At 67.3% G+C, this 15,076-nt stretch carries 14 protein-coding genes; 7 read left to right on the forward strand and 7 right to left on the reverse strand.

The window, feature by feature from the left end; translation table 11 throughout:
* Window positions 1-59: 59 nt before the first annotated feature.
* A complete protein-coding gene (locus ACJH6J_RS06025; protein ID WP_406801582.1) occupies window positions 60-977 on the reverse strand; it encodes a 3-oxoacyl-ACP reductase in 918 nt (305 codons plus the stop codon).
* Between the two features lie 39 nt (window positions 978-1,016).
* Window positions 1,017-1,208, reverse strand: coding sequence for a ferredoxin (locus tag ACJH6J_RS06030; protein WP_029105068.1), 192 nt, complete (start codon window positions 1,206-1,208; stop codon window positions 1,017-1,019).
* Window positions 1,209-1,409: 201 nt separating this feature from the next.
* Between ACJH6J_RS06030 and ACJH6J_RS06035 the strand changes: the two genes are divergently transcribed.
* From ACJH6J_RS06035 to fadD17, 3 genes are read left to right on the forward strand one after another with little or no spacing between them, the layout of a single operon-like run.
* Entirely contained in the window at window positions 1,410-2,591 is a 1,182-nt protein-coding gene (locus tag ACJH6J_RS06035; RefSeq protein ID WP_406803677.1) for an acyl-CoA dehydrogenase family protein, read from the forward strand.
* Between the two features lie 16 nt (window positions 2,592-2,607).
* The gene (locus ACJH6J_RS06040; protein ID WP_406803678.1) at window positions 2,608-3,708 is read left to right on the forward strand and encodes an acyl-CoA dehydrogenase family protein; all 1,101 of its coding nucleotides are present in this window, start codon (window positions 2,608-2,610) and stop codon (window positions 3,706-3,708) included.
* Between the two features lie 3 nt (window positions 3,709-3,711).
* Window positions 3,712-5,256, forward strand: coding sequence for a long-chain-fatty-acid--CoA ligase FadD17 (gene fadD17, locus ACJH6J_RS06045; RefSeq protein ID WP_406803679.1), 1,545 nt, complete (start codon window positions 3,712-3,714; stop codon window positions 5,254-5,256).
* Here fadD17 and ACJH6J_RS06050 read toward each other — a convergent pair.
* Window positions 5,253-6,341, reverse strand: a complete 1,089-nt coding sequence (locus tag ACJH6J_RS06050; RefSeq protein ID WP_406803736.1) for a methyltransferase — start codon at window positions 6,339-6,341, stop codon at window positions 5,253-5,255. The two genes, fadD17 and ACJH6J_RS06050, sit on opposite strands and share 4 nt — an antisense overlap.
* 116 nt (window positions 6,342-6,457) lie before the next feature.
* Between ACJH6J_RS06050 and ACJH6J_RS06055 the strand changes: the two genes are divergently transcribed.
* Window positions 6,458-7,141: an LpqN/LpqT family lipoprotein gene (locus ACJH6J_RS06055; protein WP_406803680.1), complete on the forward strand. Its 684-nt coding sequence runs from the start codon at window positions 6,458-6,460 to the stop codon at window positions 7,139-7,141.
* A 17-nt stretch (window positions 7,142-7,158) separates the two neighbouring features.
* Here the strand turns inward: ACJH6J_RS06055 and ACJH6J_RS06060 are convergent, their stop codons facing one another.
* Both ACJH6J_RS06060 and ACJH6J_RS06065 read right to left on the reverse strand, forming a co-directional pair.
* The gene (locus ACJH6J_RS06060; protein WP_406803681.1) at window positions 7,159-8,280 is read right to left on the reverse strand and encodes an NAD(P)H-dependent flavin oxidoreductase; all 1,122 of its coding nucleotides are present in this window, start codon (window positions 8,278-8,280) and stop codon (window positions 7,159-7,161) included.
* Window positions 8,281-8,293: 13 nt separating this feature from the next.
* On the reverse strand, window positions 8,294-9,946 hold the full coding sequence (locus ACJH6J_RS06065; RefSeq protein ID WP_212807199.1) for an acyl-CoA synthetase: 1,653 nt from the start codon (window positions 9,944-9,946) through the stop codon (window positions 8,294-8,296).
* A gap of 69 nt (window positions 9,947-10,015) precedes the next feature.
* Here ACJH6J_RS06065 and ACJH6J_RS06070 point away from each other — a divergent pair, with 69 nt between their 5' ends.
* The 3 genes from ACJH6J_RS06070 (at window position 10,016) to ACJH6J_RS06080 (ending at window position 13,063) form a co-directional block, all read left to right on the forward strand.
* Window positions 10,016-10,816, forward strand: coding sequence for a crotonase/enoyl-CoA hydratase family protein (locus ACJH6J_RS06070; RefSeq protein ID WP_406803682.1), 801 nt, complete (start codon window positions 10,016-10,018; stop codon window positions 10,814-10,816).
* Window positions 10,816-11,784 carry an NAD-dependent epimerase/dehydratase family protein gene (locus ACJH6J_RS06075; RefSeq protein ID WP_212807201.1) on the forward strand — a complete coding sequence of 323 codons (969 nt, stop codon included), beginning with the start codon at window positions 10,816-10,818 and terminating at the stop codon, window positions 11,782-11,784. Before ACJH6J_RS06070 ends, ACJH6J_RS06075 begins: the two co-directional genes overlap by 1 nt.
* A gap of 67 nt (window positions 11,785-11,851) precedes the next feature.
* Window positions 11,852-13,063, forward strand: a complete 1,212-nt coding sequence (locus tag ACJH6J_RS06080) for a sensor histidine kinase (protein ID WP_406801592.1) — start codon at window positions 11,852-11,854, stop codon at window positions 13,061-13,063.
* Between the two features lies 1 nt (window position 13,064).
* Here ACJH6J_RS06080 and ACJH6J_RS06085 read toward each other — a convergent pair whose 3' ends face one another.
* Window positions 13,065-14,270 carry a cytochrome P450 gene (locus ACJH6J_RS06085; protein ID WP_406775237.1) on the reverse strand — a complete coding sequence of 402 codons (1,206 nt, stop codon included), beginning with the start codon at window positions 14,268-14,270 and terminating at the stop codon, window positions 13,065-13,067.
* Window positions 14,267-14,941: an acetoacetate decarboxylase family protein gene (locus ACJH6J_RS06090; RefSeq protein ID WP_212814568.1), complete on the reverse strand. Its 675-nt coding sequence runs from the start codon at window positions 14,939-14,941 to the stop codon at window positions 14,267-14,269. The genes ACJH6J_RS06085 and ACJH6J_RS06090 overlap by 4 nt, the downstream gene beginning before the upstream one ends.
* Window positions 14,942-15,076: the final 135 nt, after the last annotated feature.

Here is a 15,076-nt window from a genome sequence, read left to right on the forward strand (position 1 = left end):
ACAAGTTCTAGTGCCTACGCGGCGCTTTCTACGCCGCGTCAGCACTCGATCCGGGACGTTCAGTCCCTCGACTCCATCAGGGCAGTCGCCGAGAAATTCCGCTCCGGATCGCGGTCAGCAAAATATCCGCGCAACGTGGCACTCAGTTGTGTCATGTCCCACTCAGCGGACGACGCCGTGAAGTGGCTCTCCACGGTCGGGGCTGCTACCAGGGTCACAGTCGGACCATAAACGATGAAGAGCTGGCCATTCACGTTTTCCGACGCGGGCGAGGAAAGGAAACGCACCAATTTCACAACGTGTTCCGGCGACAGCGGGTCGACCTCTCCTTCACCAGGAGCCGCACCGAACACATCGGCCGTCATCGCGGTACGCGCCCGCGGCGCAATCGCGTTGGCGCGGACGCCGTAGCGCTCCAGACCGCGGGCCGCGGTCAGGGTCAGGGCCGTGATGCCGGCCTTGGCGGCGCCGTAGTTCGCCTGCCCCACCGGACCGGCCAGGCCGGCCTCGGACGAGGTGTTGACAATCCGGCCGTACACCTTGCCATCGGCCGACTCCTTGGCCTTGGCGCGCCAGTAGGTCGCGGCGTTGCGGGTCAGCAGGAAGTGGCCGCGCAGGTGGACCGCGATGACCGCGTCCCAGTCCTCGTCGGTCATGTTGAACAGCATCTTGTCGCGGGTGATGCCCGCGTTGTTGACCACGATGCTCAGCCCACCGAGCTTGTCGGCGGTCTCGACGAGTTCGTCGGCGGTGCTGCGGGCGCTGATATCCCCCGCCACCGCGATGCCCTTGGAGCCGGCAGCCTCGATCTCGGCGAGCACGTCCGACTTGTCCAGCGCGCCGGCCATGTCGTTCACCACGACGGTGGCGCCGGCCTGCGCCAGGCCGATGGCCTCGGCGCGGCCCAGGCCCGCGGCGGCACCGGTGACCACGGCCACCTTGCCGGAAAGATCTGTCGAGTCGATTGCTTCCGTCATCTTGCTCCTCGCGTGCGCGGCGTCATTTTATGAATACCTCTAGTCTTTGCGGAGAAGGGCGGCACGCGGGCATTCCGCGATGGACTGCTCGGCCAGTGCTTCCTGGTCGGCAGGCACCGGATCAGCCTTGACTACCGCATAGTCGTTGTCGTCCAGATCGAAAAGGTCCGGCGCAATTCCCACGCAAACCGCGTTTCCTTCACAGCGATCGTGATCAACTTCAACCCGCATGACACCCTCCTGAGAGCCCGGATTTCGACGGTGAGGCCAACATAACGACCCCGCCATGGCGATGCCAGTGTGGCACGCTCTGGACCGCAAGACTAGAACGTGTTACAAGTTTGAGTAGGCATGGGTCGCCGAAAGCGGCCCCAGCAACGTGACAAACGGACCGAAGACCTAGCCCAATTCAACTGATAAAGGATGAGTTCGATGCGGATCGGCTACACGCCCGAGCAGGAGGAGCTGCGGCGCGAACTGCGCTCGTACTTCACCAAGCTCATGACCCCGGAGCGCGCCGAGGCGCTGGCGTCCAACGACGGCGAGATGGGACGCGGCAACGTCTACCGCGAGACCGTCGAGCAGATGGGCAAGGACGGCTGGCTGACGCTGAGCTGGCCGAAGGAGTACGGCGGCCAGGCCCGCCCCCCGATGGACGGCCTGATCTTCAACGACGAGGCCGCCATCGCCAACGTCCCGGTGCCGTTCCTGACCATCAACTCGGTGGCGCCGACCATCATGCACTTCGGCACCGAGGAGCAGAAGAAGTTCTTCCTGCCCAAGATCGCCGCGGGCCAGCTGCACTTCTCCATCGGCTACTCCGAGCCCGGCGCCGGCACCGATCTGGCGTCGCTGCGCACGACCGCCGTCCGCGACGGCGATGACTACGTCATCAACGGCCAGAAGATGTGGACGTCGCTGATCGCCTACGCCGACTACGTCTGGCTGGCGGCCCGCACCAACCCCGAGGCCAAGAAGCACCGCGGCATCTCGATGCTGATCGTGCCGACCACCGCCGAGGGCTTCTCCTGGACGCCGGTGCACACCATGTCCGGCGTGGACACCAGTGCCACCTACTACCAGGACGTCCGCGTCCCGACCTCCAACCTGGTCGGCGAGGAGCACGGCGGCTGGAAGCTGGTCACGAACCAGCTCAACCACGAGCGCGTGGCCCTGGTGTCGGCACAGCCGATCTTCGTTGCGCTGGACGGCGTCCGGGAATGGGCCCAGAACACCAAGGACCACCACGGCAAGCGCCTGATCGACTCGGAGTGGGTGCAGCTGAACCTGGCCCGCGTCCACGCCAAGGCCGAAGTGCTGAAGCTGATCAACTGGGAGCTGGCCTCGGCCACCGACGCCGCGCCCTCCCCCGCCGACGCGTCGGCGGCCAAGGTGTACGGCACCGAGCTGGCCACCGAGGCCTACCGGTTGCTCATGGAGGTGCTCGGCACCTCCGCGACGCTGCGCCGCGACACCCCCGGCGCGCTGCTGCGCGGCCGGATCGAACGCTGGCACCGGTCGTGCCTGATCCTGACCTTCGGCGGCGGCACCAACGAGATTCAGCGCGACATCATCGGCATGGTCGCGCTCGGCCTGCCCCGAGTGAATCGCTAAGAGAGAGCGGCGAGAAATGGACTTCAAGACAACCGAAGCATCCGAGGACCTCGGCGGCCTGGTCCGGTCGATCACCGAATCGGTGGTGACCCCGGAGCGCCAGAAGGAACTGGACAAGCTCGACGAGCGGTTCGACCGTGAGCTGTGGGCCAAGCTGATCGACTCCGACATCCTGTCCACCACCGCACCGGAGTCGGTGGGCGGCGGCGGGTTCGGTCCGCTGGAGCAGTCCGCCGTGCTCGTGGCACTGGGCCGTCAGCTCGCGGCGGTGCCGTACCTCGAGTCGACCATCCTGGCCGCCGGCGCCATCGCCGAATTCGGTTCGGCCGCGCTGCAATCCGACTGGGCCGCCCCGGCAGTCGCCGGCACCAAGATCGTCGTGCCCGCGCTCGACGGTGAGATGGGCCAGGGCCCCGCGCAGGCCACCGGATCCGATGAGACCGGATACAAACTGACCGGCACGCGTACGCAGGTCGCGTACGGTCCGGTCGCCGACGCCTTCCTGGTCCCGGCCGAAAGCGATTCCGGCGTCAAGGTTTTCCTCGTCGCCGCGGCCGATGCGGGTGTCACCGTCACCTCGCTGGACACCACCGGGCACGGCAGCGTCGCCCACCTGGATCTGCAGGGCGTGACCGTCGCCGCCGACCGTGTCGTCGGCGGCGCGGAGGTGCTGGCCTGGCTGCAGCTGCGGAGCGCCCTGGGCCGCAGCGCATTCCAGCTCGGCGTGGTGGAACGCGCGCTGGAACTCACCGCGCTGTACGCCCGTGAGCGCGAGCAGTTCGACCGCCCGATCGGCAGCTTCCAGGCCGTGTCGTCGCGGCTGGCCGACGGCTACATCGACGTCAAGGCGCTGCGCCTGACGCTGACGCAGGCCTCGTGGCGCGTGGCCGAGGGTCTGCCGGCCGAGATCGACGTCAACACCGCGGCGTTCTGGGCCGCCGAAGCCGGACACCGGGTGGCGCACACCGCGGTACACGTGCACGGCGGTGTCGGTATCGACATGGATCACCCGGTGCACCGGTACTTCCTGGCGGCCAAGCAGACCGAGTTCGCGGTCGGCAGTGCCACCGGGCAGCTGCTGCAGATCGGGCGCGAACTGGCCGAGACGCCCGTCTAGTCGATGTCCACCCGTCCGACTGTCAGCGACCTGCTGCGCCCGCTGGTCGGCGTCACCGACCGCGGGTTGTACGACTGCTCCGCCGGCGATGCTCCGGTCGGCTCGGCTGATCTCATCAGCTGGGCCGACCACATCGCGGCGGGCGCACAGTTGGCCGCGGCGTTGAAGGCACGACTCGACCCGGCCAAACCGCCGCACATCGGAGTGCTGCTGAGCAACACGACGTTCTTCTCGTCGCTGCTGGTGGCCGCCGCGCTGGCGGGGCTGGTCCCGGTCGGTCTCAACCCGACCCGGCGCGGGGCGGCGCTGGTCGGCGACGCCGAACGCTCCGACTGCCAGTTGGTACTCGCCGACAACCCGGACCTGGTACCGGCCGGTCTCGACGCCGTGGGCATCGACGTCATCGACGTCGAATCCGCTTCGTGGGCAACCGAACTCGCCGGATTTGCGGGTACGCCGGTGGAGTTCGCCGACGTCGATCCCGACGATCTGTTCATGCTGATCTTCACCTCGGGCACCAGCGGTGATCCGAAGGCCGTGCGGGTCACACACGACAAGGTGGCGTTTCCGGGGCAGATGCTGGCCGGCCGTTTCGGCCTCGGCCGCGACGACACCTTCTACCTGTCGATGCCGCTGTTCCACTCCAACGCCGTGATGGCCGGCTGGGCCGTGGCGCTGGCGGCGCAGGGCTCGATCGCGTTGCGCCGCAAGTTCTCCGCGTCCGGATTCCTCCGGGACGTGCGCCGCTACGGCGCCACCTACGCCAACTACGTCGGCAAGCCCCTGTCATACATCCTGGCCACCCCGGCCCGGCCGGACGACACCGACAATCCCCTGAAGTTCATGTACGGCAACGAGGGTGCCCCACGTGACCTGAACCGGTTCACACAGCGTTTCGGCGTCGTCGTCGTCGACGGTTTCGGCTCCACCGAGGGCGGCGTCGCGATCGCCCGGACGCCGGACACCCCGCCCGGTGCGCTCGGTCCGCTGACCGACGAGGTGTCCATCGTCGACGTGGAGACCGGCCTGCCGTGCCCGCCCGGCGTCGTCGGCGAACTGGTGAACCCGACGGGCCGCGGCTGGTTCCGCGGCTACTACAACAACGAGGCCGCCGAGGCCGAGCGCATGGCAGGCGGTATCTACCACACCGGTGACCTGGCCTACCGGGACGAAGCGGGATTCATCTATTTCGCTGGGCGCCTTGGTGATTGGATGCGGGTGGACGGGGAGAACCTCGGCACCGCGCCCATCGAGCAGGTGCTGCTGCGGCACCCCGACGTCGTCGAAGCGGCCGTCTACCCGATCCCCGACCCCGCCGTCGGCGATCAGGTGATGTCGGCACTCGTCCTGCTCGACGACGCGACATTCTCCGCCGACGACTTCAGCGCTTTCCTTGCCGCGCAAGAGGATCTGGGCCCCAAGCAGTGGCCCCGGTTCGTCCGCGTCGCCACGAACCTGCCCCGCACCGAGACCTTCAAGGTCATCAAGCGCCAGCTGTCGGCCGAGGGCACCGACTGCGCCGATCCGGTTTTCGCGATCGCCCGCTAGTCGTGGACCGGGACGGCCTCGACGAGGGACAACGGTCCGGCCGTCGGTACCACCCGGCTCTGCCGAAGACCCGCGCGCGCCAACAGTTCCGCGTACTCCGCGGCGGTCCGTTCCTGGCCGCCCGCGGCCACCAGCATCTCCAGGTCCAGGAGCATCCCGGGGTGGTATGGCGTGCCTTCCGGCAGCACCATCTCGATGAGTGCCACGGTGCCGTGCGGGGCCATCGCCTTCCGGATGTTCCGCAGGATCGCCACGGCGCTGTCTTCGTCCCAGTCGTGGATGATCGTCTTCAGCAGATACGCATCCGCACCTTCGGGAACCGACTCGAAGAACGAGCCACCCGTGACGGTGATCCGGTCGGACACGCCGGACGCCTCCAGCACCGGACCCGCACCGGCGACCACCGATGGCAGGTCGAACAGCACGCCCCGCGCCGCGGTCGCCTGCTGCAGCACCGCGGCCAGCAGCCTGCCGTGGCCGCCACCGACGTCGACGATGGTGCTGAATTTGCTGAAATCGTAAGCGGGCAAAAGAGTGTCGACCACCATGTCCGAGAGTCCGGTCATGGCGTTGTTGAAGACCGCGGCCAGTTCGGGATCGGTCTCGAGGTATTCGAAGGCCGGCATGCCCCGCAGCATCTCCAGCGAGGTTTTCCCGGTCTGCACCGAATACAGCAGTTGTCCCCAGTGCTCCCAGTGCTTCGGATGGCCGGCGAACTGCAGCATGGGCGCCATCGATCCCGGCGCATCGGACCGCAGGGCTTCGCCCAACCGGGTCAGTGCGAACCGCCCGTCGCGCTCCTGCTTGAGCAGTGAATTGCTCGCCAAGGCCCGCATCAAGCGGAAGGTGGCACCAGGATGGGAGCCGACCCGGGCCGCGATGTCCTCGGCAGTTGCCGGGGCAGTGGCCAGCGCATCGAAGATGCCGAGCTTCGATGCCGCGTACATCGCCTGGGTCAGCCAGCCGCCCTGCACCATCTCGAACACGGTGAGGTTGGCCGGTACCACGACCTGACGCAACTGGCTCAAGCCGTCACGGACCCGGCCGATGCCGTCCATGAGCCAGGCGGGCGGCGGTTTCTGCATGTTTGCCACGGCCACACAGTAATGCCACAGCTAACACCCACGCTAGAGCCGATTTCGCGGCGGCGCGGGTGCGGCTCACAGGATCAGCCCGGGCATTGTCGATTAGTCTCGGCCGTATGAGAACGTCCGCGATCACCGGCCTCGTCGCGGCAGCGACCGCACTGTCTGTGGTGCTGGCCGGTTGCGACTCCGGCAAAGATGCGAGCGCAGCGTCCGACACCGCGACAAGCGCTGCGCCGACCGCGGCGGACGCCGGCAACAAGGCCGCCGACGGGCCCAACCCGACGATCGCCAGCTACATCAAAGAGCACAAGATCACCGAACAGCAGGTGCACCGCACCGATCCGGGAGAGCCGAAGGTCGACCTGCCGAAGCCGGACGGTTGGCGGGCCACCGGCGACGACAATCCGTCGTGGGCGTACGACTCGATCATCTACAACGGACCCGTCGACGCGGCGAACTACGCGCCGAGCGTCGTCGCGCTGCTGTCGAAGCTGACCGGTGACGTCGACGCCAAGGCGCTGATGGCCACCGCGCCCGGCGAGATTCAGAACCTGCCGGGCTTCACGCCGTCCGGCCCCGGAACCGAGACCAAGGTGCGCGACTACCCCGCCTACCGGATCGCCGGCACCTGGGTGTCCGACGGCAAGAAGAAGTTCGTCGCGCAGCAGACGGTGATCTTCCCGTCTGACGGGGCCACCTATGTCCTGCAACTGAATTCAGACGGCGCGGCGGACCAGACGCCCATCATTCAGGCGGCCACCGATGTGGTGGCCAAGCAGGTGAAGATCACGCCGTAGCCCGCCCGCGGCGAGACTCAGTCCTCGCGGATGGCGTCCAGTCGCTTGGTGGCGGCCTCGAACTCGGCGACGAGTTCGGCGATGATGACCTCGACCGGACGGATCTCGTTCATCCGGCCGACGATCTGACCGACGGGCATCGCGACCGCGGTCGGGTCACCCGACTCGTTCATCCGCTGGTGTGCCTCACTGACCAGGATGTTCTGCAACGGCATCGGCAGCGGGTCGGGCGCACCTTCGGCGTCCCAGGCGTCGGTCCAGCGGCTCTTGAGCAGCCGGGCCGGCTTGCCGGTGTAGATCTTGCGGCGGACGGTGTCGGCCGAGGTCGCGTTCAGCATCGCCTGCTGCACAACGGAAACGCCCGACTCCAGACGAACCCCGAGGTCGTATTCGGCCGACGTCAGGAACGCCGAGCCCATCCAGACGCCCTGCGCGCCCAGCGCCAGTGCGGCGGCCAGTTGTCGTCCCGTGCCGATGCCGCCGGCGGCCAGCACTGGAGCCGAACCACCAAGGGCGTCAACGATTTCCGGCCACAGCACCATGGAGCCGATCTCACCGGTGTGGCCACCGGCCTCGTGCCCCTGGGCGACGACGATGTCGACGCCGTTCTCCACGTGCCGCGCCGCGTGCTTGGCCGAGCCGGCCAGTGCGGCCACCGGGACGCCCGCGGCGTGCGCCTGGTCGATGACGTCCTTGGGCGGCGAGCCGAGCGCGTTGGCGATCAGCTTGATCGGGTGCTTGAGCGCCACCTCGACGTGGCTGCGCGCCACCGAGTGCAGCCAGCCGAGCACACCTTCGTTCTTCTCCTCGTCCGCCGGCAGCGGCGGCACGCCGAGATCGGCGAGGGTCTTGGCGACGAAGTCCTTGTGCCCCTGCGGGATCAGCTTGTTGATGTCGACGCTGGTGCCCTCGGTGGGGACCTTCGCCGGCATCACGATGTCGACGCCGTACGGCTTGCCGTCGGTGTTGGCGTCCATCCACTGCAGGACGTTCTCGAGGTCGTCGGCGTCGTTGAACCGGACGCAACCCAGCACACCCATGCCGCCGGCGCGGGTCACGGCTGCAGCCACCTTCTCGGACGGTGTGAAGACGAAGATCGGGTATTCGATCCCGAAGCGTTCGCAGAGTTCGGTTTTCATTTCTCGTTCCTGACTAGGCTTGTGCGCCTGCGTGTTTCGCGTGCACCTCATCGGCGGGACGCGCCTCGGTCTGCTCCTTGGCCCAACGGTAGTCGGGCTTGCCTGCCGGAGACCGCTTGACCTCGTCGACCAGCCACAGGCTGCGCGGCACCTTGTAGCCGGCGATCTCGCTGCGGACGAACGCGTCCAGGTCGGCCAGCGCCGGCTTCGTGCCCTCGCGCGGCTGCACGACGGCTGCGACGTGCTGACCGAAGCGCGGGTCCGGAACGCCGACGACCAGGGCGTCGAACACATCCGGGTGCCCCTTGAGTGCGGCCTCCACCTCTTCGGGGTAGATCTTCTCGCCGCCGGAGTTGATCGACACCGAGCCGCGGCCCAGCATCGTCACGCTGCCGTCGGCCTCGACCTCGGCGAAGTCACCGGGGATCGCGTACCGAACGCCGTTGATGGTCTTGAAGGTTTCGGCGGTCTTCTTCTCGTCCTTGAAGTAGCCGACCGGGATATGGCCGCACTTGGCGATGATGCCGCGCACGCCCGAACCCGGAACCACCTCGTTGCCGTCCTCGTCGAGCACCTTGGTGTTCTTGTCGATCGTGACGCGCGGGCCGCCGGTGTGCGACTGGCCCTTCGCCACGATGCTGGTGCCACCGAAGCCGGTCTCCGACGAGCCGATCGAGTCGGTGATGATCCGGTTCGGCAGCAGCTCGAGGAACTTCTCCTTGAGGCTGGTCGAGAAGAGTGCGGCGGTGCTCGCGAGCAGGAACAGTGACGACAGGTCGTACTCGTTGCCGGCCTCCTGGTGCGCCAGCAGCGCGTCCAGCAGCGGCCGGGCCATGGCGTCACCGGTGAAGAACAGCAGATTCACCTTGTGCTCGTGGATCATTCGCCACGCGGCGTCGGCGTCGAACTCCGGCATCAGCACCACGGTGTGGCCGGTGAACAGCGCCATCCAGGTGGCGGACTGCGTCGCGCCGTGGATCATCGGCGGGATGGGGAGCCGGATCATCGGCGGGTTGGCGGCGGCCTGCTTGGACAGGTCGTATTCGTCGGCGATGGGCTCGCCGGTGGCGAAGTCGGTGCCGCCGAACAGCACTCGGTAGATGTCCTCGTGGCGCCACATGACGCCCTTGGGGAATCCGGTGGTGCCGCCGGTGTACAGCAGGTAGATGTCGTCCTCGCTGCGCGGACCGAAGTCGCGCTCGGGCGAGCAGTCGGCGATGGCGGAGTAGAACTCGACGCCGCCGTAGCGCTTGTAGTCCAGGTCGCTGCCGTCTTCGACCACCAGCTTGGTCTTCAGCAGCGGCAGTTCGGGCAGCACGTTGGCGACCCGGTCGGAGTACTGGCGCTCGTGAATGACCGCCACCATGTCCGAGTTGTCGAACAGGTACTTCAGCTCCGCCTCGACGTAGCGGAAGTTGACGTTGACCAGGATGGCGCCGGCTTTGATGATGCCGAGCATGCCGATCACGATCTCGATGCGGTTGCGGCAGTACAGCCCAACCTTGTCGTCTTTCTTCACGCCCTGCGACTGGAGGTAGTGAGCGAGGCGGTTGGCCTTCTCCTCCAACTGGGCATAGGTCAGCTGTTCGTCGCCACAGATGAGTGCGACGCGGTCCGGCACAGCATCGATGGCGTGCTCGGCGAGATCTGCGATGTTCAGAGCCACGTTACATAAACTAGAACGTGTTACATTTTGTGACAAGTCTAACGATCTCGAGACCGGAAGTTGGTACCCGTGAGCGAACCCGAAAAAGGCCCCGACGCCCTCATTGAGCAGCGCGGACACACGCTGATCGTCACCCTGAACCGGCCCGAGGCCCGCAACGCCCTTTCTGGCGAGATGCTCTCGATAATGGTCGAGGCGTGGGACCGCGTCGACAGTGATCCCGAGATCCGCACCTGCATCCTGACGGGTGCCGGGGGCTACTTCTGCGCGGGCATGGACCTCAAGGGCGCCGCCAAGAAGCCGCCGGGAGATTCGTTCAAGGACGGCAGCTACGACCCGTCGCGCATCGACGGTCTGCTCAAGGGCCGCCGCCTGACCAAGCCGCTGATCGCCGCGGTCGAGGGCCCGGCCATCGCCGGTGGCACCGAGATTCTGCAGGGCACCGACATCCGCGTCGCCGGCGAGAGCGCCAAGTTCGGCATCTCCGAGGCCAAGTGGAGCCTGTATCCGATGGGCGGTTCGGCGGTGCGGCTGGTGCGCCAGATTCCGTACACCATCGCGTGCGACATGCTGCTGACCGGCCGCCACATCACCGCGCAGCAGGCGCTGGACTACGGGCTGATCGGCTACGTGGTGCCCGACGGCACCGCGCTGGAGAAGGCGCTCGAGATCGCCGAGGTGATCAACAACAACGGCCCGCTGGCCGTGCAGGCCATCCTGAAGACCATCCGCGAGACCGAGGGCATGCACGAGCTGGACGCCTTCAAGCCCGACACCGCCAACGGCATTCCGGTGTTCCTGTCCGAGGACGCCAAAGAAGGCCCGCGGGCGTTCAAGGAGAAGCGCGCGCCGCAGTTCAAGATGCGCTGATGCACATCGCAGTGACGGGCGGCACCGGCTACGTCGGTGCCCACACCGTCCGCGCGCTGCTGGCGGCCGGGCACACGGTCCGGCTGCTGGTGGTTCCCGGCGGCAGCGACGACGTCGCACTCGACGCGCTGGGCCGGCTGGGTCCGCTCGAGGTCCTGACCGGCGACATTCGTGATCCCGCAACAGTTTCCGAGCTGCTGACCGGCTGCGACGCCGCGCTGCACGCCGCCGGTGTCGTCGGCACCGACAGCCGCCGCACACAGCTGATGTGGGACATCAACGCCTACGCGACCGAGGCCCTGCTGACGCGGGCCGCCGAGTTGGGGCTCGACCCGATCGTGTCGGTGTCGTCCTACAGCTCGCTGTTCCCGCCGACCGACGGCGTCATCGGCCCCGACACTCCCCCGGCGCCCGGCCGCAGCGACTACGCCCGCACCAAGGCCTACGCCGACAACGCCGCGCGGCGGCTGCAGGCCGCGGGCGCGCCCGTCGTCGTGACGTACCCGTCGTCGGTCGTCGGCCCGGCGTTCCACACGGCAGTCGGTGTGACACAACGTGGTTGGGACCCGATCGTGCGGTACCGCGTCGCCCCGCGGCTGCGCGGCGGCATGCAGATGATCGATGTCGGTGACGTGGCGCGGGTACACACGGCGCTGATGCGGCCCGGCCGCGGCCCGAAGCGCTATGTCTGCGGCGGCGTCCTGCTGACGTTCGATCAGATGGTCGACGCGCTGCAGTCGGCACTCGGCCGGCCGATCCGGCGGATTCCCCTGTCGCCCGGCCTGTTTCGCGGCGTCGGCCGGGTGTCGGACTTCGCCGGGCGCTGGCTGCCGCTGGCGGAGGGGCTCAGCTACGAAGCCGCCCTGCTGCTGACGGCCGCCGTACCCACCGACGACAGCCTGACCTTGTCCGACCTGAACCTCACCTGGCGCGACCCCCGAGAGTCGATCGTCGAATCTTTTGCGTGATTTGTGCACGATTTTCCGCGGCCATCGCGGAAAATCGTGCACAAATCACGAACGCCGGGGGACCAGGATGCCAACCACCGACACCTCGCTGGTGCGTGGTCTGCTGCTGCAGTTCGCGCTGCGGGCGCTGTTGGTGGTGTTCGTCGGGTTCGGCCTGTTGCTGGAGCCCCCGAACGCCAACCTGCCGCTGCACTGGGGCGTCTTCGCCTGTTACGTCGCGATGGTCGCGGCATGGGGTTGGTGGGGACGGCGCTCGGCCGACCAGTCCGACCGGCGCACCCAGCGCGTGGTGGCACTGCTCATGCTGTGCGCGGATCTGACTGTGGTGGCAGTCATTTCAGTGGACAGCGGGCTCAGCTCCCCGGAAACCTGGACGTCCGACGTCCTGCAGCACGGGCTGTTCCTGATCCCGCTGATCGCGGCGGCTCAGCTCGATCCCGCAGTCAGCGCCATGATCGCGATTCCCACCGTCGCCACGTTCTTCGTCGTCAACTGGATCGACCGGGAGGCCAACGGCGACGAACCCTGGGGCTCGATCCTGCTGCGGACCGCCATCGTGTTCGGCCTGGCCGCCGGTTCGGTCGCGCTGTCGTGGGTGCAGCAGTCCAAGACCAGGACCATCGCCGGGCTGGCCCAGGAGCGGACCCGTCTGCTCGAAGAGGTGATCAGCCTGGAGAAGCGCGAACGTCAATCCCTCTCGGAGCGCCTGCACGACGGTGCGCTGCAGTACGTCCTGGTGGCGCGGCACGACATGGAGGACGTCCGTGACGGGTCGGTCGAGGGCATGGACCGCGTCGACTTCGCGCTCGCGGAATCTTCCCGGCTGCTGCGCGACGTGGTGCGCGAACTACATCCCGAGGTGCTGGCCCGCTCCGGCCTCAAGGCCGCGATCACCGCGCTGGCCGACGGCATCGGCGCACGGACCAGCATCACGGTTCATCTGGACGCCGACGACTGGCCCGACAGCCTGCGCACCGACGCCGACCATCTGCTCTACAGCGCGGCCCGGGAGTTCTCGACCAACGCGATCAAGCACGCGCACGCCGACAATCTGCGATTCACGCTGGCGCACAAGGGAAACCGTGCCGAGCTGTGCATCGCCGACGACGGCGTCGGGATCCCGCCCGACCGGCTCTCCCAGAGCGTCGAGGACGGGCACATCGGGTTCGCGTCGATCTGCACGAAAGTGCTTGCCACCGGCGGCGAATTCACTGTCACGGGCGCACCCGGCACCGTCATCTCGCTCTCGGTGCCCGCGACGAGCACCGAGAGCGGCTAGTTCAGAGCACCCGCGCAGTCGGGGTGAAGACCACCGGCATGGCCTCGGGGCCGCTGACGAAGTTGGCGGCGCGCAGCGGAATGTCCGCACCGTCGGCCAGACGCAGGTCGGGCAGCCGCTGGAGCAGCCGCTCGGTCATCAGGCGCAGCTCCAGCCGGGCCAGCTGGTTGCCCATGCAGAAGTGGGTGCCGAAGCCGAAAGCCAAGTGGCTGTTGGGATTCCGGTCGATGTGGAATTCGTCCGGGTTCTCGAACTGGTCACCGTCGAAGTTCGCCGACTCGAACATCAGCATGACCTTCTCGTCCTTCTTCAGCTCGGTGCCGTAGAAGACGGTGTCCGCGGTCAGCGTGCGACACATGTTCTTGATGGGCGAGGTCCAGCGCAGCATCTCCTCGATCGCGCCGGGCATCAGCGACGGATCCGCGACGAGGCGGTCCCACTGGTCGCGGTTGCGCATCAGCTGCTCGGTGCCGCCGGACAGCGTGTGCCGCGTGGTCTCGTCGCCGCCGATCAGGATCAGCAGTGTCTCCATGACGATCTCGTCATCGCTCAGCCGCTGACCTTCGACCTCGGAGTTGATGAACACCGAGAACAGGTCGTCGGTCGGGTTGGCCCGCCGGTCCTTGATGACGTCCATGGTGAAAGCGGTGTATGCCGCAAAGGTTTCCATCAGCTTCTGGATCGACGTCTCGTCCAGGTGCGACGACAGCCCCGACACCAGCTCATCGGACCAGTCGAGCAACATCTCGCGCTCTTCGGGCACCACGCCGAGCATGTCGCCGATGACGGCCATGGGCAGCGGGGCCGCCAGGTCGCGGACGAAGTCGGCCTCGCCCTTCTCGCAGACGTTGTCGATCAGCGCATCGACCAGACGCCCGATCGACGGCACCTTGTCCATGACGCGCTTGCGGGTGAAGCCGGCGTTGACGAGCTTGCGCCGCAACAGGTGTGCCGGATCGTCCATGTCGATCATGTACGGCATCCCCGGCTGGTCGGGGCGGATGCCGCCGGCGTTGGAGAACAGCTCGGCATTGCGCTCGGCGTCGAGGACGGACTGGTAGGTCGTCACCGCGGCCTGTCCGGTGCGGTCCCGGAACACCGGCTCGTTGGCCCGCATCCACCGGTACGCCTCGTGCGCGGCTGCCCGGTCGGCATAGAACCGGCCGTCGGCCAGGTCAACGTCGGGGCGGGTGATAACACTGGTCACTTGATCTCCTGAGCGTCGGCGAAGGTCATGTCTACGTTGTCAGCGGAACCCGAGAGCATGGCGCGTTTCGGCAATCCGAGGGCCGCCAATTCCCGGGCGTACGGGTGGTCACCGAGGCGCACCGTCACGCCCCCGGGCCGATAGCGCACGCCGGACGGTCTCATCACGCCGACGGTCTCGCGGCTGACACCGTCGAGGTGCGAATAGGTCGGGGGCGCCTGGGGTTTCGAAGGCGCGGGCACCGGCAGGCCGGGCCGGAAGTCCATCCCGACGGCGAACCGGCCGTCGATGGTGACGTCGAAGCCGAAGTTCTTCCCGTCACGGACGGCGAAGTCCGCCATGACCTTCGGATAGCCCCAGATCGATCGGCCGGCCTCCAGCGTGAAGGCCTGGTCGACGGGCAGGTGATGGATGAAGGCGCCGGCGGACTGCAGGGCGCGCAGGCCCGAGGCGTTCGAGCCGGGCGGGTTCACCATGATGTTGGTGCCGTACTCGTAGTACTCGCCGAGGTCGCTGTCGACGTAGTGCATCAGCATCAGCACGGCCACCGCCCGGCGCGGGCGAAACCGGCACACCTGCAGGCCGCTGTAGTCGATCATGCGTTGCGCGGCATCGGCGTCCACCGAGAACATCGCCATGTGCTGCGTCGCCTTACGGACGCGCACGGGCATGGTCAGCACGGTGCCGGCAATGACATGCTGCGACGGTGCGGACTCGGTGGCGTCTGTCACAGCACAAATCTAGAACACGTTATAGACACTTTGCAATAAGTGTCTACTGCCAACTTTGCGAGCAGACGCAAAACT

It is taken from the genome of Mycobacterium sp. SMC-18 (assembly GCF_045310895.1).
Taxonomy (GTDB): domain Bacteria; phylum Actinomycetota; class Actinomycetes; order Mycobacteriales; family Mycobacteriaceae; genus Mycobacterium.

Coding starts and splice junctions, on each gene's coding strand:
- ACJH6J_RS06090 (WP_212814568.1), bottom strand. CDS start 14,941: ATGCCCGTGCGCGTCCGTAAGGCGACGCAGCACATGGCGATGTTCTCG.
- ACJH6J_RS06030 (WP_029105068.1), bottom strand. CDS start 1,208: ATGCGGGTTGAAGTTGATCACGATCGCTGTGAAGGAAACGCGGTTTGC.
- ACJH6J_RS06040 (WP_406803678.1), top strand. CDS start 2,608: ATGGACTTCAAGACAACCGAAGCATCCGAGGACCTCGGCGGCCTGGTC.
- ACJH6J_RS06080 (WP_406801592.1), top strand. CDS start 11,852: ATGCCAACCACCGACACCTCGCTGGTGCGTGGTCTGCTGCTGCAGTTC.
- ACJH6J_RS06050 (WP_406803736.1), bottom strand. CDS start 6,341: ATGCAGAAACCGCCGCCCGCCTGGCTCATGGACGGCATCGGCCGGGTC.
- ACJH6J_RS06075 (WP_212807201.1), top strand. CDS start 10,816: ATGCACATCGCAGTGACGGGCGGCACCGGCTACGTCGGTGCCCACACC.
- ACJH6J_RS06060 (WP_406803681.1), bottom strand. CDS start 8,280: ATGAAAACCGAACTCTGCGAACGCTTCGGGATCGAATACCCGATCTTC.
- ACJH6J_RS06035 (WP_406803677.1), top strand. CDS start 1,410: ATGCGGATCGGCTACACGCCCGAGCAGGAGGAGCTGCGGCGCGAACTG.
- fadD17 (WP_406803679.1), top strand. CDS start 3,712: ATGTCCACCCGTCCGACTGTCAGCGACCTGCTGCGCCCGCTGGTCGGC.
- ACJH6J_RS06055 (WP_406803680.1), top strand. CDS start 6,458: ATGAGAACGTCCGCGATCACCGGCCTCGTCGCGGCAGCGACCGCACTG.
- ACJH6J_RS06025 (WP_406801582.1), bottom strand. CDS start 977: ATGACGGAAGCAATCGACTCGACAGATCTTTCCGGCAAGGTGGCCGTG.